At 64.1% G+C, this 20,767-nt stretch carries 20 protein-coding genes; 7 read left to right on the top strand and 13 right to left on the bottom strand.

Translation table 11 applies throughout. The features are described from left to right. The first annotated feature begins 84 nt into the window (after positions 1–84). Both BLR94_RS15470 and BLR94_RS15465 read left to right on the top strand, forming a co-directional pair. Positions 85–975, top strand: coding sequence for a LysR family transcriptional regulator (locus BLR94_RS15470; protein WP_084307002.1), 891 nt, complete (start codon positions 85–87; stop codon positions 973–975). A gap of 139 nt (positions 976–1,114) precedes the next feature. Continuing rightward, positions 1,115–1,687: a xanthine phosphoribosyltransferase gene (locus tag BLR94_RS15465; protein ID WP_084307004.1), complete on the top strand. Its 573-nt coding sequence runs from the start codon at positions 1,115–1,117 to the stop codon at positions 1,685–1,687. On the opposite strand, the gene BLR94_RS15460 is transcribed toward BLR94_RS15465, so the two are convergent. From BLR94_RS15460 to dadA, 6 genes are all read right to left on the bottom strand, one after another. After that, on the bottom strand, positions 1,671–3,812 hold the full coding sequence (locus tag BLR94_RS15460) for an acetyl-CoA hydrolase/transferase C-terminal domain-containing protein (protein ID WP_084307006.1): 2,142 nt from the start codon (positions 3,810–3,812) through the stop codon (positions 1,671–1,673). The genes BLR94_RS15465 and BLR94_RS15460 overlap by 17 nt on opposite strands. A 439-nt stretch (positions 3,813–4,251) precedes the next feature. Beyond that, positions 4,252–4,674, bottom strand: coding sequence for a c-type cytochrome (locus BLR94_RS15455; protein ID WP_084307008.1), 423 nt, complete (start codon positions 4,672–4,674; stop codon positions 4,252–4,254). Between the two features lie 205 nt (positions 4,675–4,879). Further along, positions 4,880–5,428 carry a cupin domain-containing protein gene (locus BLR94_RS15450; RefSeq protein ID WP_084307010.1) on the bottom strand — a complete coding sequence of 183 codons (549 nt, stop codon included), beginning with the start codon at positions 5,426–5,428 and terminating at the stop codon, positions 4,880–4,882. Positions 5,429–5,506: 78 nt separating this feature from the next. Further along, on the bottom strand, positions 5,507–6,577 hold the full coding sequence (alr, locus tag BLR94_RS15445; protein ID WP_084307012.1) for an alanine racemase: 1,071 nt from the start codon (positions 6,575–6,577) through the stop codon (positions 5,507–5,509). A gap of 196 nt (positions 6,578–6,773) precedes the next feature. Next, positions 6,774–7,124 (bottom strand): RidA family protein, encoded by a 351-nt coding sequence (locus BLR94_RS15440; RefSeq protein WP_084307014.1) that lies wholly within the window; start codon positions 7,122–7,124, stop codon positions 6,774–6,776. Beyond that, a complete protein-coding gene (gene dadA / locus BLR94_RS15435; RefSeq protein WP_084307016.1) occupies positions 7,099–8,397 on the bottom strand; it encodes a D-amino acid dehydrogenase in 1,299 nt (432 codons plus the stop codon). The genes BLR94_RS15440 and dadA overlap by 26 nt, the downstream gene beginning before the upstream one ends. Positions 8,398–8,552: 155 nt before the next feature. Here dadA and dadR point away from each other — a divergent pair, with 155 nt between their 5' ends. Next, on the top strand, positions 8,553–9,041 hold the full coding sequence (dadR, locus tag BLR94_RS15430) for a transcriptional regulator DadR (protein ID WP_084307018.1): 489 nt from the start codon (positions 8,553–8,555) through the stop codon (positions 9,039–9,041). Between the two features lie 192 nt (positions 9,042–9,233). Here the strand turns inward: dadR and BLR94_RS15425 are convergent, their stop codons facing one another. After that, positions 9,234–9,587 carry a YkgJ family cysteine cluster protein gene (locus BLR94_RS15425; protein WP_084307020.1) on the bottom strand — a complete coding sequence of 118 codons (354 nt, stop codon included), beginning with the start codon at positions 9,585–9,587 and terminating at the stop codon, positions 9,234–9,236. A 163-nt stretch (positions 9,588–9,750) separates the two neighbouring features. On the opposite strand from BLR94_RS15425, the gene BLR94_RS15420 reads away from it, so the two are divergent. Next, positions 9,751–11,064 carry an NAD(P)/FAD-dependent oxidoreductase gene (locus tag BLR94_RS15420; protein WP_084307022.1) on the top strand — a complete coding sequence of 438 codons (1,314 nt, stop codon included), beginning with the start codon at positions 9,751–9,753 and terminating at the stop codon, positions 11,062–11,064. 87 nt (positions 11,065–11,151) lie between these two features. Here BLR94_RS15420 and BLR94_RS15415 read toward each other — a convergent pair whose 3' ends face one another. After that, positions 11,152–11,394 (bottom strand): DUF1127 domain-containing protein, encoded by a 243-nt coding sequence (locus BLR94_RS15415; RefSeq protein ID WP_084307142.1) that lies wholly within the window; start codon positions 11,392–11,394, stop codon positions 11,152–11,154. Positions 11,395–11,572: 178 nt separating this feature from the next. On the opposite strand from BLR94_RS15415, the gene BLR94_RS15410 reads away from it, so the two are divergent. Both BLR94_RS15410 and BLR94_RS15405 read left to right on the top strand, forming a co-directional pair. Next, a complete protein-coding gene (locus BLR94_RS15410) occupies positions 11,573–13,006 on the top strand; it encodes an aminotransferase-like domain-containing protein (protein ID WP_084307024.1) in 1,434 nt (477 codons plus the stop codon). A 47-nt stretch (positions 13,007–13,053) separates the two neighbouring features. Beyond that, positions 13,054–14,619: a phospholipase D family protein gene (locus BLR94_RS15405; protein ID WP_084307026.1), complete on the top strand. Its 1,566-nt coding sequence runs from the start codon at positions 13,054–13,056 to the stop codon at positions 14,617–14,619. Here BLR94_RS15405 and BLR94_RS15400 read toward each other — a convergent pair. Beyond that, positions 14,614–15,756 carry an MFS transporter gene (locus BLR94_RS15400; RefSeq protein ID WP_084307028.1) on the bottom strand — a complete coding sequence of 381 codons (1,143 nt, stop codon included), beginning with the start codon at positions 15,754–15,756 and terminating at the stop codon, positions 14,614–14,616. The genes BLR94_RS15405 and BLR94_RS15400 overlap by 6 nt on opposite strands. Positions 15,757–15,852: 96 nt before the next feature. Continuing rightward, positions 15,853–17,346 carry an aldehyde dehydrogenase gene (locus tag BLR94_RS15395; protein ID WP_084307030.1) on the bottom strand — a complete coding sequence of 498 codons (1,494 nt, stop codon included), beginning with the start codon at positions 17,344–17,346 and terminating at the stop codon, positions 15,853–15,855. A 285-nt stretch (positions 17,347–17,631) separates the two neighbouring features. Between BLR94_RS15395 and BLR94_RS15390 the strand changes: the two genes are divergently transcribed. After that, complete coding sequence (locus BLR94_RS15390; protein ID WP_084307032.1) at positions 17,632–17,994, top strand: cupin domain-containing protein; 363 nt, start codon at positions 17,632–17,634, stop codon at positions 17,992–17,994. A gap of 56 nt (positions 17,995–18,050) precedes the next feature. Here BLR94_RS15390 and BLR94_RS15385 read toward each other — a convergent pair whose 3' ends face one another. From BLR94_RS15385 to BLR94_RS15375, 3 genes are read right to left on the bottom strand one after another with little or no spacing between them, the layout of a single operon-like run. Then, positions 18,051–19,205: an ABC transporter ATP-binding protein gene (locus BLR94_RS15385; RefSeq protein WP_084307034.1), complete on the bottom strand. Its 1,155-nt coding sequence runs from the start codon at positions 19,203–19,205 to the stop codon at positions 18,051–18,053. Between the two features lie 10 nt (positions 19,206–19,215). After that, positions 19,216–19,875 carry an ABC transporter permease gene (locus BLR94_RS15380; RefSeq protein WP_084307036.1) on the bottom strand — a complete coding sequence of 220 codons (660 nt, stop codon included), beginning with the start codon at positions 19,873–19,875 and terminating at the stop codon, positions 19,216–19,218. Position 19,876: 1 nt separating this feature from the next. Beyond that, positions 19,877–20,767, bottom strand: coding sequence for a glycine betaine ABC transporter substrate-binding protein (locus BLR94_RS15375; protein ID WP_084307038.1), 891 nt, complete (start codon positions 20,765–20,767; stop codon positions 19,877–19,879).

Genomic DNA, 20,767 nt, shown 5'->3' with positions numbered 1-20,767 from the left:
TCTGCTGATGGACGGCTCTGCAGTTTCATTCATGCGCCACAGATGATAAATACCCTATAAATCCTTTCAGCGATGATAAAAATCATGGATCTCAACGCCGTGCAATTGCTGCTCAAGGTTGCCGAGCTGCGCAGCTTCACCCTTGCCGCGCATGCCACGGGCCTGACCCAGTCCGGGCTGTCGCGCGCCATCGCTCGCCTGGAACGCGAACTGGGCACGCGCCTGCTCAACCGCAATACTCGCAGCGTGAGTCTGACGCCCGACGGCACCCTGTTGCGCGATCAGTGTGCGCCCCTGCTCGCGGGCCTTGAGGATGCCGAACGGGCGCTGCTCGACCGCCGCTGCGAGCCCAGCGGTGTGTTACGCCTTACCGCGCCCTCGGCCTTTGGACGCATCGTGCTGCTGCCGCTGCTGGGCGAGTTGAGCCAACGTTATCCACAGCTGCATATCGAAAGTACCCTGAGCGACCGGGTGGTGGATATCGTCGAGGATGGCTTCGATCTTGCCGTGCGCACCGGGCGTATCGACGATCAGCGAATGATCGCCCGCCCGCTCAGGGCCGCGCGCTGGACATGCGTGGCCACGCCTGCTTACCTGGCTCGTCGCGGCGTACCGCAGAACCTCGACGACCTGACCGGTCACGATTGCCTGGCCGTGCGCAATCCACGGGATGGAAGACTGGTCGCCTGGCAGTTGCTCGACGCTGGCCGGCCACGGGATGTGGAGGCCAGCGGCCGGCTGATCGTCGATAACGGTGACGCCCTGCTCGAAGCCGCTCGCCTTGGGCTGGGGGTCGCCCAGTTGATGGACTTCGCGGTGGCCGATGACCTGGCCGCCGGACGCCTGGTTGAAGTGCTGCAACCCTTCGCTGGCCGCCAGCGGGAAATCGCCATCGTCTACCCCCCTTCACGACAGCGCTCGCCGCGGATCACCGCGTTCACACAGGTCCTGTTCGAGCGCTGGGGCCGTGCCTAGCGGCGATTATTCGCCTGCGCAGGCAGCGCCTGCGAGTCAGCCGTCGGACACCGGGTGGCAAGGTGTGCGGTTTCGCTACAAAAGATCGGCAATTTGAGGGAAAATCCGCCGCTTTGCTCTTCAGCCCAGAGGATCGATCGTGGAGTCGTTGAAACAGAAGATATGCAGTGAAGGTACCGTCCTGTCCGAGCAGGTGCTCAAGGTCGACGCCTTTCTCAATCACCAGATCGACCCACAGTTGATGCAGCAGATCGGCCACGAGTTCGCCGAACGCTTCAAGGATCAGGGCATCACCAAGATCGTCACCATCGAGGCCTCGGGCATCGCCCCCGCGGTGATGGCGGGCCTGGAACTGGGCGTGCCGGTGATCTTCGCCCGCAAGTATCAATCGCTGACGCTCACCGACAACCTCTACATCTCCAAGGTGTTCTCGTTCACCAAGCAGACGGAGAGCACCCTGGCCATTTCCGCCAAGCACCTGAACGCCGCCGATCACGTATTGCTGGTCGATGACTTCCTGGCCAACGGCCATGCCGCCAAGGCACTGATCGACCTGGTCGGCCAGGCCGGCGCCAGCATCGCCGGTATCGGCGTGGTCATCGAGAAGTCGTTCCAGAGCGGCCGGGCCGCGCTGGACGCCGAGGGCTACCGCATCGAGTCCCTGGCACGCATCCAGTCCCTGGCGGGTGGCAAGGTCACCTTTCTCGATTAGGGCCCGTTGCCTTCAGCCCACTCAACAGCAACCGTTGGTACAGCTCCTCGCGCAAGCCGTCGGGCTGTTCCAGCCCCATGCGCTGCAGGTGCGCGGGAAAGTCTTCGGCAGGCGGTGGATCGAGCGCCGCCTTGCCCAGTTCCAGCACTTCGCTCAGCCGGAACTTGCCCTTCAGCCAGGTCAGGGCGCGCAACAGATCCTGCTCCTCCGGGCTGAAATCGCTGCCCAGCGGATACTCCGCGAATGACGCGCCATGCCGATCGGCAATCGCCTGCAAGCGCTCGGGGGTGTTGTCTGTGAAGTGCGGATCGAGCCGAAAATCCTTCGGAAGCTTGCCGGCCTCGATGGCCTGCTCGATCAGCTGCGCCTGAAAGCGCGAATCGCTGACGCCCAGCAGGGCCTCGATCACCTGCGCATCGTTCTTGCCGCGCAGATCGGCGATGCCGTATTCGGTGATCACCACGTCGCGCAAATGCCGCGGGATGGTCACGTGACCATATTCCCAGACGATGTTCGAACTCACCTCGCCTGCGGATTCGCGCCAGCTGCGCAGCAGCAGGATCGAGCGCGCGTCCGGCAACGCATGCCCCTGGGCGACGAAGTTGTACTGCCCGCCCACGCCGCTGAGCACGCGACCGTCTTCAAGCTGATCGGCCACCGCCGCGCCAAGCAGGGTGACGGTGAACACGCTGTTGATGAAACGCGCCTCGACGCGCTGCAGGCGCTTGAGCTCCTCCTCGCCGTACAGCTCGTTGATGAAACCGATGCCGGTCATGCCGAAGCGACTGCGCTGCCCGGCATCCATATCGGCGAGACGCTGATAGAACGATTGCGGGCCCAGGAAGAAGCCGCCATGTACCCACACGCCATGCCTGGCAGGCGTCAGGTAATCGCGCAGGGCCGCCTGGCTGAGTGGGTCGGAGAGCTCGGTGGAGCATTGCTGGTCGGTCGGCAGCAACAGGTTCTCGCCCTGCAGCTTGAGGTTGGCATCCAGCAGCCCAGCCTCCTGCAGCCAGTTCAGCGTCGCTTCATCCAGGCGTTCCGGCAGGCCGGCGTCGAGCATGGCCTGCACGCTGCGTGGGTGGCCATGGGTATCCAGCGCTCCGGCGCTGGCCAGACGCTGTACCCGCACGTCGGGGTAAACGATGCGACGGATCACCCGGGCGTCGGTCAAGGCCAGGAGGCCGTTGACGAGCATCTCGCTGCAGCCGTAGAGCCCGATGTCGAACGGCCGCTGATCGCCAAGCCGCTGGGTCAACGGGTGAGCACCAGCGGCCTGCAGGTCGGCCAGCACGTCACGGTAGCCGGCGTTCTCGGTGTGACGCCTCAGCAAGGCAGCGCTGACCGCGTCGCCCATGGCGCCGATGCCGATCTGCAGGGTACCGCCATCGCGCACCAGCGTACTGGCGTGCAGGCCGATGCAATGATCCTGCACCGTTACCGGCATGTTCGGGGTGGAAAACAACGTGCTGGCGTCGGCTTCCTGCAACTGGATATCGAAGGTTTCCCGGGGCAGCTCGGCATCGCCGGGCATGTAGGGCAGATGGTCGTGTACCTGAGCCAGACAGAGGACGGTTTCGCCGCGCTCACGCCGTGCCTGCAACAGTGGCAACAGATCCAGGGTGATGTCCGGGTTGCAGCTCAGGCTGAAATGCCCGGGCCGGGCTGCCTCCTGGGCCACCAGTTGCGCCACCACGTTGACCCCCCTGGCGTTTATGTCGCGGGCAACGTGGCTGTAGTTGCTGCTGGTGTAGTGCTGCTGTGCCGAGGCGCTGTCGAGCAGGCTGCCGGGCTGCAGGAAGAACTGCTCGACCTGTACGTTGGGCGGCAGCGCGTCGTCACGCAGATCGGCGAGAAAATCCAGTTCCAGATAATCGCCGTACACACGCTCGACGAAGGGCTGGAGAAAGCGCCGTTGCAGATCCTGACCCGCACGCGGCCGTCCCAGGCACAAGGCCGTGTAGATGGTCAGCTGGCGCTCTGGAAGGTCGCGCAGACGCGCGTACAGGGCGTTGACCCAGCGATTGGGTTTGCCCAGCCCCAGTGGCAGGCCCAGACGGATAGGCCCATCGATCTCATCCAAAACGCGGTCGACGGCTTGCTCGATGGAACACTGTTGGGGCATGCAGCTCTCCAGGCGGAATGGTCACGGCAGTCTGTGTTCGACTGCCCGAGCTGGCCTTTTGCTGCAATTTTGTCATCACCCTGAAACGACAAGGCCGCCCGAAGGCGGCTCTGGTATGGCAGGGATGGGAGCTAGGGCCTGTTAACGCTACCGCGCAAGCCGCGTTGCTGCGCAAAATCTCGCCAGGCCGGGCGGCGATCCGCTAGGCGGAGGACGCAGGGAATGGACTAGCCGTCCGCGTTTTCCCTTGCCAAGTCCTCCAACAACGCATGGCGAGATTTTTCGCGCAACCTAGGCGGCCCCACCCATAGGGCCGGGCCCGTTTTGCCGCGATACGGCGTTTCTCGCCGGCTCATTTAGCCCGCTAAACTTCGCGGCTCGTGCCTTGCATCGCGGCAAAACGGGCTCCGGCGCGGTCGTGCGGTAGTGTTAACAGGCCCTAGAGCCCAGACATCTTCTCGATGGCAGCACGCAGTTCGTCGTCCGAGCAATCGCCGCAGGTGCCCTTCGGCGGCATCGCATTGATGCCGGCAATCGCCTTGGCCAGGATGCCGTCCATGCCGCCCTGCTCGTCGGCGCGGCTTTTCCAGGCCGCTGCATCGCCGATCTTCGGTGCGCCAAGCAGCCCCGAGGAATGGCATGCGTTGCAGTGCCTGGCGACGATATCGTCAGCGCTGCGCGCGGTACCACCGGTGGTGGCGGCAACCGCCTCGACGCCCTTGCATTCCTGCCCGGCGATACACACCTGCCCTACCGGCCTGATCCGTTCGGCAATCGCCTGGTCGGTGGCCGCCTGGGCATTCCCGGCCCATAGCGCGAGGGCAATTGCCGGCACTACGAGCCTGCTTCTGATTGGGTTCACACGTACGCCCTCATGGGTGGCTAGTCACGCTCGCGGCACGGTTTCGCAAGCCCGCGAATTATAACGACTGGCCCAGGCGGCCGGAATGACCCGACGGGTCACGGGGTTATTGATCCCATGACGCAGATCAACGGGAGGTTAGAAAGCCCCCAAGGCGTTGCGCCGGGGGGCTTGTCGGACGCGTGGCTACCGCCTGCCGCTGCCCTCAGAAGTTCGCCGGCGTGGTGGCGCTGATCAACCGGGCCGGCTGATCGAAGGGGTTACGAAAGCGATGCGGCTTGCTGCTCTCGAAGTAGTAACTGTCGCCGCTCTCGAGAATGAACACCTCGCCGCCGACGCTGAGTTCAAGACGCCCCTCGACCAGCATGCCGGTCTCCTCGCCTTCGTGGGCGTACATCTCCAGGCCGGTGTCGCTGTGCGGCGGATAGGTTTCGTCGAGAAAGGAAATGGCTCGGCTCGGGTGGGCCTTGCCAATCAGCTTCATGGTGATCGCACCACTGTGGATATCGGTCAGCTCGCTGGCCCGATAGACCACCTGCACCTGGTTGTCCTGCTCGGCCTCCAGGGAAAAGAACTCCACCAGCGACATCGGGATACCGGCCAGCACCTTCTTCAGCGAACTGATCGAGGGGCTGACGCTGTTTTTCTCGATCATCGAGATGGTGCTGTTGGTAACCCCCGCCCGCTTGGCGAGTTCGCGCTGAGAAAGCCCCTTGAGCTTACGGATCGATTGCAGGCGTAGACCGACGTCCAATGCAGGATGCCCCCGGGAAGACATGGAATTGGCCGTATCATGGCAACAGTGTTCAGTATTTACAACAGTCTGAACACCCTAGCCTTCGCTGTAAACCAGTGGCACGCGCCGCACGTTGCAGAACAGCTGGTAGGGAATGGTACCTGCCGCGATGGCGACATCGCTGGCCAGCACGCCCGAGCCCCAGAACTCGACACGGCTGCCCAGTCCGGCAGCGGGCAGGTCGCTGAGGTCCACGGTGAGCATGTCCATCGAGACGCGACCGATGATCCGCGACGGCTGGCCGTCGATCAACACCGGTGTGCCGGTGGGGGCATGACGCGGATAGCCGTCGGCATAGCCCATGGCGACCACCCCCACACGGCTGGCACGTTCGCTGGTGAAGCATGCCCCATAGCCAACCGGCTCGCCCGCCAGCAGGTCACGCACGCTGATCACCCGTGACTCCAGCGTCATCACCGGCCGCAGGCGGGCGGCGACCTCGTGCGCCTGCTCGAAGGGCGTGGCGCCGTAGAGCATGATGCCGGGGCGCGACCAATCGCTGGGAATGCTCGGCCAGCCCAGCAGCGCTGGCGAGTTGCGCAGGCTGACGTCGGCGGCCAGCCCTTCGCGGGCCTGCTGGAACACTGCCAGTTGCTCGTCGCTGCGGCTGCTGTCGAGTTCGTCGGCACGGGAAAAGTGGCTCATCAACACGATCTTCGCCACCTTGCCACTGGCCAGCAGGCGCCGGTAGGCCGCCTGGTAGTGGTCGGGATGAAAACCGACCCGGTGCATGCCGCTGTCGAGTTTCAGCCAGACGTTCAACGGCCGCTCGACAGTCGCCTGCTCGATGGCATCGATCTGCCACTGCGCATGCACCACGCACCACAGCCCGTGCCGGTCGATCAACGCCAGCTCGGCTGCCTCGAAGAACCCTTCGAGCAGCAGAATCGGCCCGCCGATCCCCGCTTCACGCAGCTGCAGCGCTTCTTCGATACAGGCTACGGCGAACCCGTCGGCGTCCTTCAACGCCTGGGCGCAACGTACCGCGCCATGTCCATAGGCATCGGCCTTGACCACTGCCAGCGCGCGGGCAGCGGACAGTTCACGAGCCAATTGATAGTTGTGACGCAGAGCTTGCAGGTCGATCAGGGCACGGGCGGGACGCATGATTATCTCGGTTGACGGAAAAAGACACGCTACTAAGGCGGGAGCAGTCTTTCGTAGGGTGGACGACGCTTCATCCGTCCACCGCTCTGCAATTGCAAAGGTGGACAAAAAGAGCGTTGTCCACCCTACGGGGGGGGGAATCTCCGCTAGCGCCTTATTGCAGTCGGAACATCTCGTGTAGATCGTGAGCCGGCCTTTAGGGTAAAGCAGCAATCACGGTCATCTCCACGAGCACGTCCGGCGAATACAGTTTGGCTTCGACGCAGGCGCGGGCCGGAGACTGGCCAGCCGGTACCCAGGCGTCCCAGACCTTGTTCAGGCCTTCGCGATCATCGATGTTCTTGAGGAAGATGGTGATCGACAGGATACGCGTCTTGTCGGTGCCGGCTTCAGCCAGGAAGGCGTCGATGCTGTCCAGGGTCGCCCTGGTCTGTGCCTCGATGCCTTCACTGTGATCTTCATCCAGCTGGCCGGCCAGGTAAACGGTGCCATTGTGAATGACGATTTCGCTCAGACGCGGTTCAGTTCGCAGGCGCTGTATGGACATGGGTGTTCGACTCCTTGGTTGTGCCATAACGGGAACTATCCAGGCCTTCGCTGCTGATCTGTGGGCGCTTCCGGGCGATGATGTCCGCAAGGAACCGCCCGGAGCCGCAGGCCATGGTCCAGCCTAGGGTACCGTGTCCGGTGTTCAGAAACAGGTTTCGATACGGCGTTGCGCCAACGATCGGCGTGCCATCCGGGGTTGCCGGGCGCAGGCCCGTCCAGAACTCTGCCTGGCTCAGGTCACCGCCCTGGGGATAGAGATCATCGACGATCATCTCCAGGGTTTCCCGGCGACGCGGATCGAGGCTGAGGTCGAAGCCGGCGATCTCGGCCATGCCGCCAACGCGGATGCGCTGGTCGAAGCGAGTGATCGCGACCTTGTAGGTCTCGTCGAGAATGGTCGAGGTCGGTGCCATGGCCGGGTTGCCGATCGGCACGGTCAGCGAATAGCCCTTGAGCGGATACACCGGCGCGCGCACGCCCAGCGGCTTGAGCAGTTGCGGGCTGTAGCTGCCCAGCGCCAGGACGTAGCGGTCGGCGGTTTCCAGCTTGCCGTCGATCCACACCCCGTTGATCCGATCTCCGGCGAAATCCAGGCGCTGGATATTCTGGCCAAAACGGAATTCGACACCCAGATCGCGAGCCATATCGGCCAACCGCCGGGTGAATATCTGGCAATCGCCGGTCTGGTCGTTGGGCAGGCGCAGCGCACCAGCAAGCTTGTCGGTGACGCCGGCCAGCGCCGGCTCGACCTTGGCGATGCCGGCGCGGTCGAGTAGTTGGTAAGGCACGCCGGATTGCTCCAGAACCGCGATGTCCTTGGCCGCGTTATCCACCTGGGCCTGGGTACGGAACAATTGCGTGGTACCGAGCTGACGCCCTTCATAGGCAAGGCCGGTTTCCGCACGCAGCTCGTCGAGGCAGTCACGGCTGTACTCGGACAGGCGCACCATGCGTTCCTTGTTCACCGCGTAGCGGCTGGCGGTGCAGTTGCGCAGCATCTGCGCCATCCACAGGTACTGATCGATGTCGCCAGTCATCTTGATGGCCAGCGGCGCGTGCTTCTGCAACAGCCACTTGATGGCCTTCAGCGGCACGCCCGGCGCCGCCCAGGGAGAGGCATAGCCTGGCGACACCTGGCCGGCGTTGGCGAAGCTGGTTTCCAGACCGGGGCCATTCTGACGATCCACCACCACCACCTCGAACCCCTGCCTCGCCAGGTAATACGCACTGGTCGTGCCAATCACGCCGCTGCCAAGCACCAGAACCCGCATAGTTTCTCCTCGCCGCGACGATGCACTGGCGTATTACGATTTGAGAAGTCGATGCGCACAGTATAGAAAGTGAATAGCAGTGCTTTTCACTGTATACACGCCTATATTTGAAGAGAACTCTTGGTTTAACAGCCTTTCATGGAGGGGCGCCGATCATGCGTACGCAACACCAGAGCCGCCGCGAGCTGGACAAGATCGATCGCAACATCCTGCGCATCCTTCAGGAGGACGGACGCATCTCCTTCACCGAACTGGGCGAGCGGGTCGGCCTGTCCACCACGCCCTGCACCGAACGCGTGCGCCGCCTCGAGCGCGAGGGCATCGTCATGGGCTACCACGCCCGCCTCAACCCGCAGCACCTCAAGGCCAGCCTGCTGGTCTTCGTGGAGATCAGCCTCGACTACAAGTCCGGCGACACCTTCGAAGAGTTCCGCCGTGCCGTGCTCAAGCTGCCGCACGTACTCGAGTGCCACCTGGTGTCCGGGCACTTCGACTACCTGGTCAAGGCGCGTATCAGCGAAATGGCCAGCTACCGCAAGCTGCTCGGTGACATCCTCCTCAAGCTGCCCCATGTGCGCGAGTCGAAGAGCTATATCGTGATGGAAGAGGTGAAGGAGAGCCTGGCGCTGCCGGTGCCGGAATAACTACCTGATGGTTCCCACGCGCTGCGTGGGGATACAGCCCGTAGGGTGGAAAACCGCGAAGCGTTTTCCACCGGTTGGCTCAACGCCGGCACAGCCTTATGCCGTGATGGGTGGATAAGCTTCGCGTTATCCACCCTACTCGATGTCGGACGCAGCGCCCCCCCGGTTGAAGTTCTCCCCGGGACCAAACACCTAGACCAGCACCTGCCGCGTACTCGCGATGAGCTGGTGCACCTGGCGCTCGACGCTCGCCTCGATAGGCTGCTCGGGCGCACGCCCATGGGGGCACGGCAGGTTGGGAGTGGTACCGAACAGGCGGCAGATCAACGGGCGCTGGTCATACACCTGGCAGCCTTGCGGGCCCAGGTGCACGCAGTTGTACTCGGCCAGGGCTGCTTCCTGCTCGGCGGCGGTCTTGCGCGGCAGGCGCGACATTTCTTCCGACGATGCGGTCACCGGGCCGCAGCAGTCATGACAGCCGGGCACGCAATCGAAGCGCGGGATCTGTCGGCGCAGCAGGTCGATCTTGCGGCTGGTACAGCTCATGGTCATGGCTCGTAAAGCAAGTGCCGCGCATGGTACAGGCGCGCCGCCGTCCGGCAAAGGATCCGGCAGCGGCCCTCCTGGCAGGCCATCGTCAGTTGGCACCGCGTAAAGCCAGCGCTTATGCTTCGCAGCTTTCACCGCCAGACCATTCAGGACTTCGCCCATGACCGCCCGTGCCCACCCACCGGTTCATAGCGCCGAGCATGCCCCGTCCTACTACGCCGCGAGCGCCAACCTGCAGGTCGATTATCCGCCGCTGCAGGGTGAGCAGCGTGCCGATGTGTGCATCGTTGGCGGTGGCTTCTCCGGCCTGAACACGGCCATCGAGCTTGCCCAGAAGGGCCTCTCGGTGGTGTTGCTGGAGGCCCATCGGATCGGTTGGGGCGCCAGCGGGCGCAACGGCGGACAGCTGATTCGCGGCGTCGGCCACGGCGTCGAGCAGTTCGAATCGGTGATCGGCACCGGCGGCGTACGCGAGCTGAAACTGATGGGCCTCGAAGCGGTGGAGATCGTGCGCCGCCGGGTCGAGCAGTTCGCCATCGCCTGCGACCTGACCTGGGGTTATTGCGACCTGGCCAACAAGCCCCGCGACCTCGCCGGTTTCGCCGAGGACGCCGCCGAGCTGCAGAGCCTTGGCTACCGCCACGAATTGCGCCTGTTGCAACCGGAACAGATGCACGAAGTGGTCGGTTCCAACCGCTATGTCGGTGGCCTTATCGACATGGGCTCGGGGCACCTGCACCCACTCAACCTGGCCCTGGGCGAGGCGGCTGCCGCGCACAGCCTGGGCGTGCGTCTGCACGAGCAGTCAGCGGTCACACGCATCGATTACGGCAGTGAAATCCGTGTGCGCACGGCTCAGGGCGTGGTGCGTGCCGGGCAACTGGTGCTGGGCTGCAACGCCTACATCCGCGACCTGAACCCGACCCTGGGTGGCAAGGTGCTGCCGGCCGGCAGTTACATCATCGCCACCGAGCCGTTGAGCGAGGAGCAGGCCAGCGCGCTGATCCCGCAGAACATGGCGCTCTGTGACCAACGTGTGGCGGTGGACTATTACCGCCTGTCCGCCGACCGTCGCCTGCTGTTCGGCGGCGCCTGTCATTACTCCGGCAGCGATCCCTCGGATATCGCCGCCTACATGCGGCCGAAGATGCTCGCCGTGTTTGCGCAATTGCAGAACGTGCGCATCGATTATCAGTGGGGCGGGATGATCGGCATCGGCGCCAACCGCCTGCCGCAGATTGGCCAACTGAAGGATCAGCCCAAGGTCTTTTATGCCCAGGCCTACGCGGGCCACGGCGTGAACGCCACGCACCTGGCCGGCAAGCTGCTCGCCGAGGCCATCGCCGGGCAGGCTGGCGGCGGCTTCGAACTGTTCGCCAAGGTGCCGCACATGACCTTCCCCGGCGGCCGCTACCTGCGCTCGCCACTGCTGGCACTGGGCATGCTCTGGCACCGGCTCAAAGAGCTGGCCTGATGCCGCCACGTAGCCTGCGCTCGAGCGCGGCGATACCCAGGGCATCCGATTCAGGGTATCGCTCAACGCCGGGCTAGTGGCCCATATCTAGAGCTTCCAGAACGGCAGCGAAGCCTCCTCTCTGGCCTGGTCACGGCTAAGGCCGATATCACGAAGTTGCACATCGCTCAGCTCGAGCAGCGCGCGACGGGTCACCAGGCGGCGGAAGAACAGCGTCCAGCGATGGGCCAGTGCCTCACGCGCTGGCTCCAGCGCCGCCACACGCTGCCGTGCCGAGCCACTCAGCTCGCGGCTCTTCAGGGTCAATCGCACATCGCTCAATCCGTTCATCTCGCTCTCCTGCACCGGCTGGTCATGGGAGATCATGATGGCAAGGGAGAAAAATGCATGACAGATCCAAAAAAACGGAATTAAATCCATACAGATATCGGCGAAACCCAACTGAATGGTCGGTTACGCTGCTATCTGTACCGGTCTCCGATTCACTTTCTGCATACAGGTGCTGACCATGACCCTCTATACCAACCTGGCCGAGCTGATTGGCGAGCGTATCGAACAGGGCCTGTATCGCCCGGGGGATCGCCTCCCATCGGTACGCGCCCTCAGCCAGGAACACGGGGTCAGCCTGAGTACCGTGCAGCAGGCTTATCGGCATCTGGAAGATCGCGGCCTCGCCCTGCCGAAGCCGAAATCCGGCTATTTCGTCCCCCAGGGCCGCGCCAAACCGGCGCTGCCGAAGATCAGCCGGGCACCGCAGCGCCCAGTGGAGGTGTCGCAGTGGGATCAAGTGCTGGAGCAGATCGCCTTTGCACCGCGCAACGATTTCATCCAGCTTGGTCGCGGCCGACCGGACATCGACAGCCCGACCCTCAAGCCACTGCTGCGCTCGCTGTCGCGCCTGAGTCGCAAGCAGGATCTGCAGACCCTGACCTACGGCAGCATCCACGGCGACCAGCGCCTGCGCGAGCAGATCGCCCGCCTGACGCTGGATTCGGGTTGCCAGTTGAGCCATGAAGACATCGTCGTCACCACCGGCTGCCACGAAGCGCTATCGGCAGCGATCCGCGCGATCTGCGAACCGGGCGATATCGTCGCCGTCGACTCGCCGAGTTTCCATGGTGTGATGCAAGCGCTCAAAGGCTTCGGCATGAAGGCCCTGGAGCTGCCCACCGACCCGCTGACCGGCATCAGCCTGGAAGCCCTGGAGTTGGCCCTGGAGCAATGGCCGATCAAGGCCATACAGCTCACCCCGACCTGCAACAACCCGCTGGGCTACATCATGCCGGAGGCCAACAAGCGCGCCCTGCTGGCCCTCGCCCAGCGCCACGACGTGGCGATCATCGAAGACGATGTGTATGGCGAGCTGGCCTTTCACTACCCGCGCCCGCGCACCATCAAATCCTATGACGACGACGGCCGGGTGCTGCTGTGCAGCTCCTTTTCCAAGACCCTGGCGCCAGGCCTGCGCATCGGCTGGATAGCGCCCGGGCGCTATCTGGACCAGGTGCTGCACATGAAGTACATGGGCACCGGCGCCACCGCCCAGTTGCCGCAGCTGGCCCTGGCCGAGTACATCGAGGACGGTCATTACGAGCCCCATCTGCGCCGCATGCGCGCGCAGTACGCCCGTGGTCTGGATCAGATGAGCGACTGGGTGAGCCGCTACTTTCCTCCTTCGGTAAGGGTCAGCCGGCCCCAGGGCGGCTTCATGATCTGGGTGGAAATGCCGGAAGGCTTCGACAGCCAGCGCCTGAACCGCGAACTGGCGGTGCACAAGGTGCAGATCGCGCCGGGCAGTATCTTTTCCGCAGCCGGCAAATACCGCAACTGCCTGCGCATGAACTTCGCCTCACGGCATACCGCGAGCATCGAGGCGGCTGTTCGCAAGGTCGGCGAAACCGTGCTGGCCATGCTGGCGGAGTCGACACCTTGCGGCGGCTGAATCTTTTCCAGTGCAACGGCGTCCTATCAGCACTTCCCTGACAGCCGATGGAGGCTGCCCCCGTGCACTTGCGCTTGCTCTTTATCGTTTTACTGAGCCTCGGCGGTTGCGCCAACCAGTCGCCCATCGTACCCAGCCAGGCCATTGCCGCGGCTGACTCTTCATTCGGCGCGGCGCTTGCAGCACAGGCCGCCGAACACCAGGGGCATTCGGGGTTTCGCCTGCTGCCCGCCAGCAACGAGGCCTTCGCTGCCCGGGCTGAATTGATCCGTGCCGCGCAGCGCAGCCTCGACCTGCAGTACTACATCGTCCATGACGGGCTGAGCACCCGGGCACTGGTCAAGGAGCTGCTGCAGGCGGCGGACCGTGGCGTGCGCATACGCGTTCTGCTCGACGACACCAGCAGCGATGGCAAGGATTACCAGATCGCCCTGCTGGCGGCCCACCCGAATATCCAGGTGCGGGTGTTCAACCCCTTGCAACTCGGCCGCATGACCGGCGTCACGCGTCTGCTCGGCAGGGGCCTGAACCTGTCACGGCAACACCGGCGCATGCACAACAAACTGTGGCTGGCCGACAGCGCCGCGGCCATCGTCGGTGGCCGCAACCTGGGTGACGAATACTTCGACGCCGAGCCGAACATGAACTTCACCGACATCGACCTGCTTGCCGTCGGCCCGGTGGCGCGGGATCTGTCGCAGAGTTTCGACCAGTACTGGAACAGCTCCCTGAGCAGACCCATCGGGCAGTTCGTCTGGCAGCGACCTTCGCAAAAGGACCTGGACAAGGCACGCAAGGGGCTGCGCGATTACCTGGACACCGCCCGTGTGGAGCAACCGACGCTCTACAAGCGCCTGCTCGCTTACCAACAGGAGCCACAGTTGCAGAAATGGCTGGGAGAGCTGATCTGGGCCCCCGCCACCGCCCTGTGGGATGCACCGAGCAAGGTGCTGGCCAGCGGCGAGCCGGACCCGCACCTGCTGCTGACCACCCAATTAGGCCCCCATTTGCAGGCCACCAAGAGTGATCTGGTGATGGTTTCTGCCTACTTCGTGCCAGCCCAGGCGGGCTTGGAATTCCTCACCGGCCTGGCCGACCGGGGCGTGGACATCCGTATGCTGACCAACGCGCTGGAGGCTACCGACGTACCCGCCGTGCACGGTGGCTACGCGCCCTACCGGCAGGAAATGCTCGAGCACGGCATCCGCCTGTTCGAATTGCGCAGCCAGCCAGGCGATGACTCCCCCCCGGCCTACAGTTTCAGCGGCAGTTCCAACTCCAGCCTGCACAGCAAGGCACTGGTGATCGACCGGCAGAAGTCCTTCGTCGGCTCCTTCAACGTCGACCCCCGCTCGGTACTCTGGAACACCGAAGTGGGCGTGCTGGTCGACAGTCCCGAACTGGCCGGTTACCTGCGTGAACTGGCGCTGCTGGGCATGCAGCCGTCGGTCAGCTATGAAGTGCGCCTGCAACCCGACGGCCATGGCACGCGCATGGTCTGGGTCGGTGAGCACGATGGCAAGGCGTTCGTGCTGGATAAAGAGCCCGGCAGCCGCTGGCGACGCTTCAACGCCTGGTTCGCGCAAACCATCGGGCTGGAAAAGATGCTATAGCGCCGCAGGCGTGACGAATGCGTCACGCCGCCAGGCCAGCCAGACGAATCCCGCTGCCCCCAGCGCCATGAGCATCGGCAAGGCATGCCCACTGACCCACTGGCTGACCGCACCGGTAGCCAGTGGGCCGACCAGGCAGCCGATGCCCCATAGCTGAGCAACGTGGGAATTGGCGCGAACCAGCTGATCATCGCGAAAGCGCTCGCCGATCAGAATCAACGACAGGGTGAACAAGCCGCCGGCACTGGCGCCGAACAGCACCAGCACCGGCCAGACCACCGGTGTATGCAGGAGCAGCGGAATCCCCAGGCTGGATAACAGCAGAACCACCCCGCAGCCGCGGAACAGCGTGACCCGCGAAATGCGATCGGCGAGCAGGCCGATGGGCAGTTGCAGCGCCGCATCACCGACCACCACCACGCTGGCCATGAACAGCGCGACGTCCTGGGTGAAGCCCTGACGCAGGCCGTAGATCGGCAACAGGGTGAGCATCATCGCTTCGAAGGCCGCGAACAGCATCACCGCCCAGGCGATTGCCGGCATGCGCTGGCAGAACACCAGCAAACCACGTCCCGAAGCGCTGTGGGCATCGACCACCGGCGCGCCGGTACGGCCGATCAGCAGCAGCGCTCCAGCGATCAGCAAGCTGATGCCGAACCAGAAGCCCAGGTCGGTATCGGTGCCAAGTACGCTCAGTAGCAACGGCCCGCACAGCTGGCTCAACGCATAACCGGTTCCATACAGCGCCACCAGACGGCCACGCCACTTTTCCACGGCCAACTGGTTGATCCAGCTTTCACCGAGGATAAACACCACGGTCAGGGTCACGCCAAGCAGCAGCCGCAGCAGCAGCCACACCGCGTAATTCTGCATCAGCGCCAGCCCGGCAACCGACAGCGCCCCGACCAGCAGGCATAGCTGCATCAGGCGTGGCGTGGCACAGCGCGAGGCCAGCCGACCGGCCAGCGACGCGCCGAGCAGTACGCCGATGGCCGGCGTCGCCGCCATGATGCCGATGGCGAACGAACCGTAGCCCCAGCTTTCCAGGCGCAAGGACACCAGCGGCATGGTGGTGCCCATCGCCAGGCCGATACTGATCACCGCCGCGCAAACGGCGAAGTAGGTTCCCCAACGCATTGCTGACTCCAGAGACAAAGCACAGCGGCCGGGCTCCATGGAGCCCGGCCGCCGAGTCGATCGAGCCCGCCTGCTGGCGAGCTTATCCGTGCAGGATCAGAGCTTGATCCAGGTGGCTTTCAGTTCGGTGTACTTGTCGAACGCGTGCAGCGACTTGTCACGGCCGTTGCCCGATTGCTTGAAGCCCCCGAACGGCGCGGTCATGTCGCCGCCATCGTACTGGTTGACCCAGACGCTGCCGGCGCGCAGCGCGCGGGCCGTCAGGTGGGCCTTGGAGATGTCCGCCGTCCACACCGCGGCGGCCAGGCCGTAAACGGTGTCGTTGGCGATCTGCACGGCCTGCTCGGCGCTGTCGAAACCGATCACCGAAAGCACCGGCCCGAAGATTTCCTCGCGGGCGATGGTCATCGCATTGGTCACGCCGTCGAAGATGGTCGGCTCGACATAGGTGCCGCCGCTTTCCTGCAGGGTGCGCTTGCCACCGATCACCAGCTTGGCGCCGTCCTTGTGACCGGCCTCGATGTAGCCGAGCACGGTGTTCATCTGCTGGGTATCGACCAACGCGCCGACGTTGGTTTCCGGGTCCAGGGGGTTGCCGGCCTTCCAGCCTTTCAGGGCCTCGACCACCATCGGCACGAAGCGCTCCTTGATGGCGTTCTCCACCAGCAGGCGCGAGCCCGCAGTACACACTTCGCCCTGGTTGAAGGCGATGGCGCTGGCGGCGGATTCGGCAGCGGCCTGCAGATCCGGCGCATCGGCGAAGACGATGTTCGGGCTCTTGCCGCCCGCCTCCAGCCAGACGCGCTTCATGTTCGATTCGCCAGCGTAGATCATCAGTTGCTTGGCGACCTTGGTGGAACCGGTGAACACGATGGTGTCGACGTCCATGTGCAGGGCCAGCGCCTTGCCCACGGTGTGGCCATGGCCGGGCAGGACGTTGAACACGCCGGCCGGAATACCCGCTTCCACGGCCAGGGCGGCGACACGAATGGCGGTCAGCGGAGACTTCTCGGACGGTTTGAGGATCACCGAGTTACCCGTGGCCAGGGCCGGGCCGAGTTTCCAGCTGGCCATCATCAGCGGGAAGTTCCACGGCACGATGGCGGCCACGACACCGACCGGCTCGCGGGTGACCAGGCCGAGCTGGTCGTGGGGCGTCGGGGCCACTTCGTCGTAGACCTTGTCGATGGCCTCGGCGCTCCAGCGGATGGCGTTGGCCGCCCCCGGGACGTCGATGCCCAGCGAATCGCTGATCGGTTTGCCCATGTCGAGGGTTTCCAGCAGCGCCAGTTCCTCGGCATTGGCCAGCAGCAGTTCGGCGAAGCGGATCATCTTCTGCTTGCGCTTGGCCGGGGCGATGCGCGACCAGACCCCGGCATCGAACGCCGCACGGGCGGATTTCACCGCCAGCTCGGCATCGGCCAAGTCGCAGCTGGCGACCTGGCCCAGGAGCCGGCCGTCCACCGGGCTGATGCAGTCGAAGGTCTCGCCACTGCGAGCAGCCTGGTATTCGCCCTGCACGAAGGCACGGGTCTCGATCTGCAGATCCTTGGCACGTTGCTGCCAGTCGGCACGAGTCAAACGGGTCATTCGATCATCCTCTCAGTCGATGAAGCGCCGGGCGCCTCGGCGGCCCCTGACGGGCCGGAATTTGCGGATCACACTAAACCAGCGCCAGCAGACTTTTCAATATTATTGACACTGGGTCGGCATACACCCTTGCCGCGTTCGATTTATTAAACATAGACTCAAGCGCATCGTCATCTCGTCGTCGCACGATGCAGACCGCCCATCAATCGCCCGCCACATCGCCCCAGGCCGTCGTAGGCCATGGGCTGGGCGCAACAGGCTCTCGGACGGACCATGGAAGCGAACATGAATATCGAACAGATCGTCGACCTGGCCAACGGCGGCGGCAGCGCCGAAGACTACCGGCCCGCAGCGGAAAAGATCCTCAAGGGCGACCCGCTGCAACAGTTGCGCAACCACTACGCCAGCCCGTGCGGCCAATTCAACGCAGGCAGTTGGGAAGGCGCTATCGGCCAGTGGACGGTGGACTACAGCGAGCACGAATACTGCGAGATCCTTCAGGGTGTGGCCGTGCTGCGCGACCGAGAAGGCAACGCCAGAACCGTGCGCGCCGGCGACCGTTTCGTGATCCCGGCCGGCTTCGTCGGCACCTGGGAAGTACTGGAGCCGTGCCGCAAGGTGTACGTGGTGTTCCAGGCCGCGCCATGACCTGAACGACTGCCGGCACGCCGAGCGAGCGTTCTCGCTCGGCGTGCCGGCGCTCCTCAGATCGCCACCTGCTCCGCCGGCGAGACGATGCTGCTCTTGCCGCGCGAGCGACCGGAACTGAGGTAGTCGGCGATGGACTCCTGGGTGACCTCACCGAGGAAGTCGTTGTCGGCGCTGAGCACCGGCAACCAGGAGCGATTGAACTCGTACATGCGCGACAGCAGGATGCGCAGGTGTTCGTCGTGGGAGGCGGTGGCGTTGAACGGCTGCAGGAATGGCTGCACCGAACCGCCCTGCCCGCGCAGGTCGCGGCGACGGATGTAGCCCAGGCCCTTTTTCTGCGCATCGGTCACCACCAGGTGGCGGCGGTCGTGCTCTTCCATCAGTTCCACGGCATCGGCGACCGAGGTTTCCGGCAGCACCGAGGGGGCATCGTCGGCAGCGTCTTCGGCGCGGATCAGCAGCAGCCGCTTGAGGGTGCTGTCCTGACCGACGAAACCGCTGACGAAGTCGTCGGCCGGATGCGCCAGCAGGGTATCCGGGTGATCGAACTGGAGCAGCGTACCGTCCTTGAAGATGGCGATCTTGTCGCCCAGCTTGATGGCTTCGTCGATGTCGTGGCTGACCATGATCACGGTCTTGTTGAGCGCCCGCTGCATCTGGAAGAACTCGTTCTGGATGGCGTCGCGGTTGACCGGGTCGACCGCGCCGAAGGGTTCGTCCATCAGCAGAACCGGCGCGTCGGCTGCCAGGGCGCGGATCACGCCGATACGCTGCTGCTGGCCACCGGACAGCTCACGGGGATAGCGCGACAGGTATTGCTTGGGCTCCAGTTGCACCATGCTCATCAGCTCGACCGCCCGCTCGTGGCAGCGTTTCTTGTCCCAGCCGAGCAGCTTGGGCACCACGGTGATGTTTTCCTCGATGGTCATGTTGGGGAACAGACCGATCTGCTGGATCACGTAGCCGATGTTGCGGCGCAGGGTCACCTCGTCGATCCCAGTGGTGTCCTCGCCGTTGATCAGCACCCGCCCGGAGGTCGGTTCGATCAGTCGGTTGATCATCTTCAGGGTGGTGCTCTTGCCGCAGCCGGACGGACCGAGGAACACGCAGATCTGCCCTTCGTCGACGGTCAGACTGACTTCGTTGACGGCTACGACGTCCTTGCCTTTCTGGTGGAATTTCTTGGTCAATCTATCGAGTTGAATCATGTTCGAGTCCTCAGTGGGCGGCTTTCAGGCCACGGGGAGTGAGCGTTTTCTGCAGCCACTGCAAAAACAGGTCGGCGACGATGGCGAGCAGGCTCACCAGCACCGCGCCGACGAAAAGGGTGGCCATGTCGCTGCGACTGATGGCCGTGAGAATCAGCACGCCAAGGCCGCCGGCGCCGATGGTGGCGGCGATGGTCATCACGCCGATGTTCATCACCACGGCGGTGCGCACGCCGGCCAGGATCACCGGCACGGCAATCGGCAGATCGACCATGCGCAGGCGCTGCCAGAAACTCATGCCGATGCCTTTACCCGCCTCGCGGATGCCCGGCTCGACGCTGCTCAACGCCAGGTAGGTGTTGCGCAGGATCGGCAGCAGCGAATAGAGGAACACGGCGGTGACGGCCGGCAGCGGCCCGAGGCCCTGACCGAACTGCGAGTAGAACGGCAGCAGCAGGCCGAACAGCGCGATGGCTGGCAGCGTCAGCACCACGGTGGCGGCCCCCTGCAGCGGCCCGGCAATCCATGGGAAGCGGGTCATCAGAATGCCCAGCGGCACACCGATGACGATCGCCAGGCCGACGGCGATGCCGACCAGGGCGATGTGCTCACCGGTCAGGCTGACGACTTGTGCCCAGTCGATATGCTGAAAAGCGGTCATGAAATCCATATCAGCGATCCCCCCCGATCAGTTTCTGTTCACGAAGGAAATCGACGGCCACCGCAGCGGGTGTCTCGCGCTCGACATCGACGCGGGCGTTGAGGCGACGCATGGTGGCGTCGTCCAGGCGCTCGGCCAGGGGTTTGAGCAGGGCTTGCAGATCAGGGTGCTCCTTCAGGTAGTCGGCATTCACCACAGGGGCTGCGGTGTAGTCAGGGAAGTAGCCCTTGTCGTCCTCGAGCAGGCGCAGGCCAAAGGAGTCCAGACGGCCGTCGGTGGTGTACACCAGGCCGACGAACACCTGACCGTTGCGCAGCGCGGTGTAGACCAGGCCCGGGTCCATCTGGCGGATCTCGTTGCGGGTGAAGGTCAGGCCGTATTCCTTGACCAGCCCGTCGAGACCATCGGAGCGGTTGGCGAACTCGATATCCAGCGCCAGCAGGCGACTGCCCTTGCCCGGCTGCTGCAGAGCCTCTGCCAGGTCGCTGATGCGCTTGATATCCGGATGTTCCTCGGCGACCTTTTCCGGCAACGCCAGGGCATAGGTGTTGTTGAAGCGGGACGGCGCCAGCCAGATCGCACCGGTCTTGGCATCCAGCGCCTTGACCCGTGCGTAGGCCGCTTCCTTGTCGAGGCGCTCGGTCACCTTGTTGTAGGCCACCAGCGAGGTACCGGTGTATTCCCAGGTCAGATCCAGCTGGCCGTTCTTCATCGCATTCCAGGCAATGGTGCTGCCCAGATTGCCGACGATGCGCGACTGATAGCCGTGGGGCTGCAGGTACTGTGCGGTGAGTTCGGAAAGGATCGCCTGCTCGGTAAAGACCTTGGCGCCGATGCGAATTTCCGCTGCCTGGCTGGCAGCGGCCAGCAGCATGCCGAGGCCAACAACAAATGACTTCAT

The organism is Phytopseudomonas flavescens (assembly GCF_900100535.1).
GTDB classification, from domain to species: Bacteria; Pseudomonadota; Gammaproteobacteria; order Pseudomonadales; family Pseudomonadaceae; genus Aquipseudomonas; species Aquipseudomonas flavescens.
Note: the sequence above shows the minus strand (reverse complement) of the source record. Positions and strands in the feature narration are given on the sequence as shown.

Bases quoted from the DNA above. Each gene is read 5' to 3' on its own strand.
- BLR94_RS15415 (WP_084307142.1), bottom strand. From the start codon at position 11,394: ATGAACGGATTGAGCGATGTGCGATTGACCCTGAAGAGCCGCGAGCTG.
- BLR94_RS15380 (WP_084307036.1), bottom strand. From the start codon at position 19,875: ATGGATTTCATGACCGCTTTTCAGCATATCGACTGGGCACAAGTCGTC.
- BLR94_RS15390 (WP_084307032.1), top strand. From the start codon at position 17,632: ATGAATATCGAACAGATCGTCGACCTGGCCAACGGCGGCGGCAGCGCC.
- BLR94_RS15440 (WP_084307014.1), bottom strand. From the start codon at position 7,124: ATGTCCATACAGCGCCTGCGAACTGAACCGCGTCTGAGCGAAATCGTC.
- BLR94_RS15410 (WP_084307024.1), top strand. From the start codon at position 11,573: ATGACCCTCTATACCAACCTGGCCGAGCTGATTGGCGAGCGTATCGAA.
- BLR94_RS15420 (WP_084307022.1), top strand. From the start codon at position 9,751: ATGACCGCCCGTGCCCACCCACCGGTTCATAGCGCCGAGCATGCCCCG.
- BLR94_RS15395 (WP_084307030.1), bottom strand. From the start codon at position 17,346: ATGACCCGTTTGACTCGTGCCGACTGGCAGCAACGTGCCAAGGATCTG.
- BLR94_RS15460 (WP_084307006.1), bottom strand. From the start codon at position 3,812: ATGCCCCAACAGTGTTCCATCGAGCAAGCCGTCGACCGCGTTTTGGAT.
- dadR (WP_084307018.1), top strand. From the start codon at position 8,553: ATGCGTACGCAACACCAGAGCCGCCGCGAGCTGGACAAGATCGATCGC.
- BLR94_RS15405 (WP_084307026.1), top strand. From the start codon at position 13,054: ATGGAGGCTGCCCCCGTGCACTTGCGCTTGCTCTTTATCGTTTTACTG.
- BLR94_RS15470 (WP_084307002.1), top strand. From the start codon at position 85: ATGGATCTCAACGCCGTGCAATTGCTGCTCAAGGTTGCCGAGCTGCGC.
- dadA (WP_084307016.1), bottom strand. From the start codon at position 8,397: ATGCGGGTTCTGGTGCTTGGCAGCGGCGTGATTGGCACGACCAGTGCG.
- BLR94_RS15400 (WP_084307028.1), bottom strand. From the start codon at position 15,756: ATGCGTTGGGGAACCTACTTCGCCGTTTGCGCGGCGGTGATCAGTATC.
- alr (WP_084307012.1), bottom strand. From the start codon at position 6,577: ATGCGTCCCGCCCGTGCCCTGATCGACCTGCAAGCTCTGCGTCACAAC.
- BLR94_RS15385 (WP_084307034.1), bottom strand. From the start codon at position 19,205: ATGATTCAACTCGATAGATTGACCAAGAAATTCCACCAGAAAGGCAAG.
- BLR94_RS15375 (WP_084307038.1), bottom strand. From the start codon at position 20,767: ATGAAGTCATTTGTTGTTGGCCTCGGCATGCTGCTGGCCGCTGCCAGC.
- BLR94_RS15425 (WP_084307020.1), bottom strand. From the start codon at position 9,587: ATGAGCTGTACCAGCCGCAAGATCGACCTGCTGCGCCGACAGATCCCG.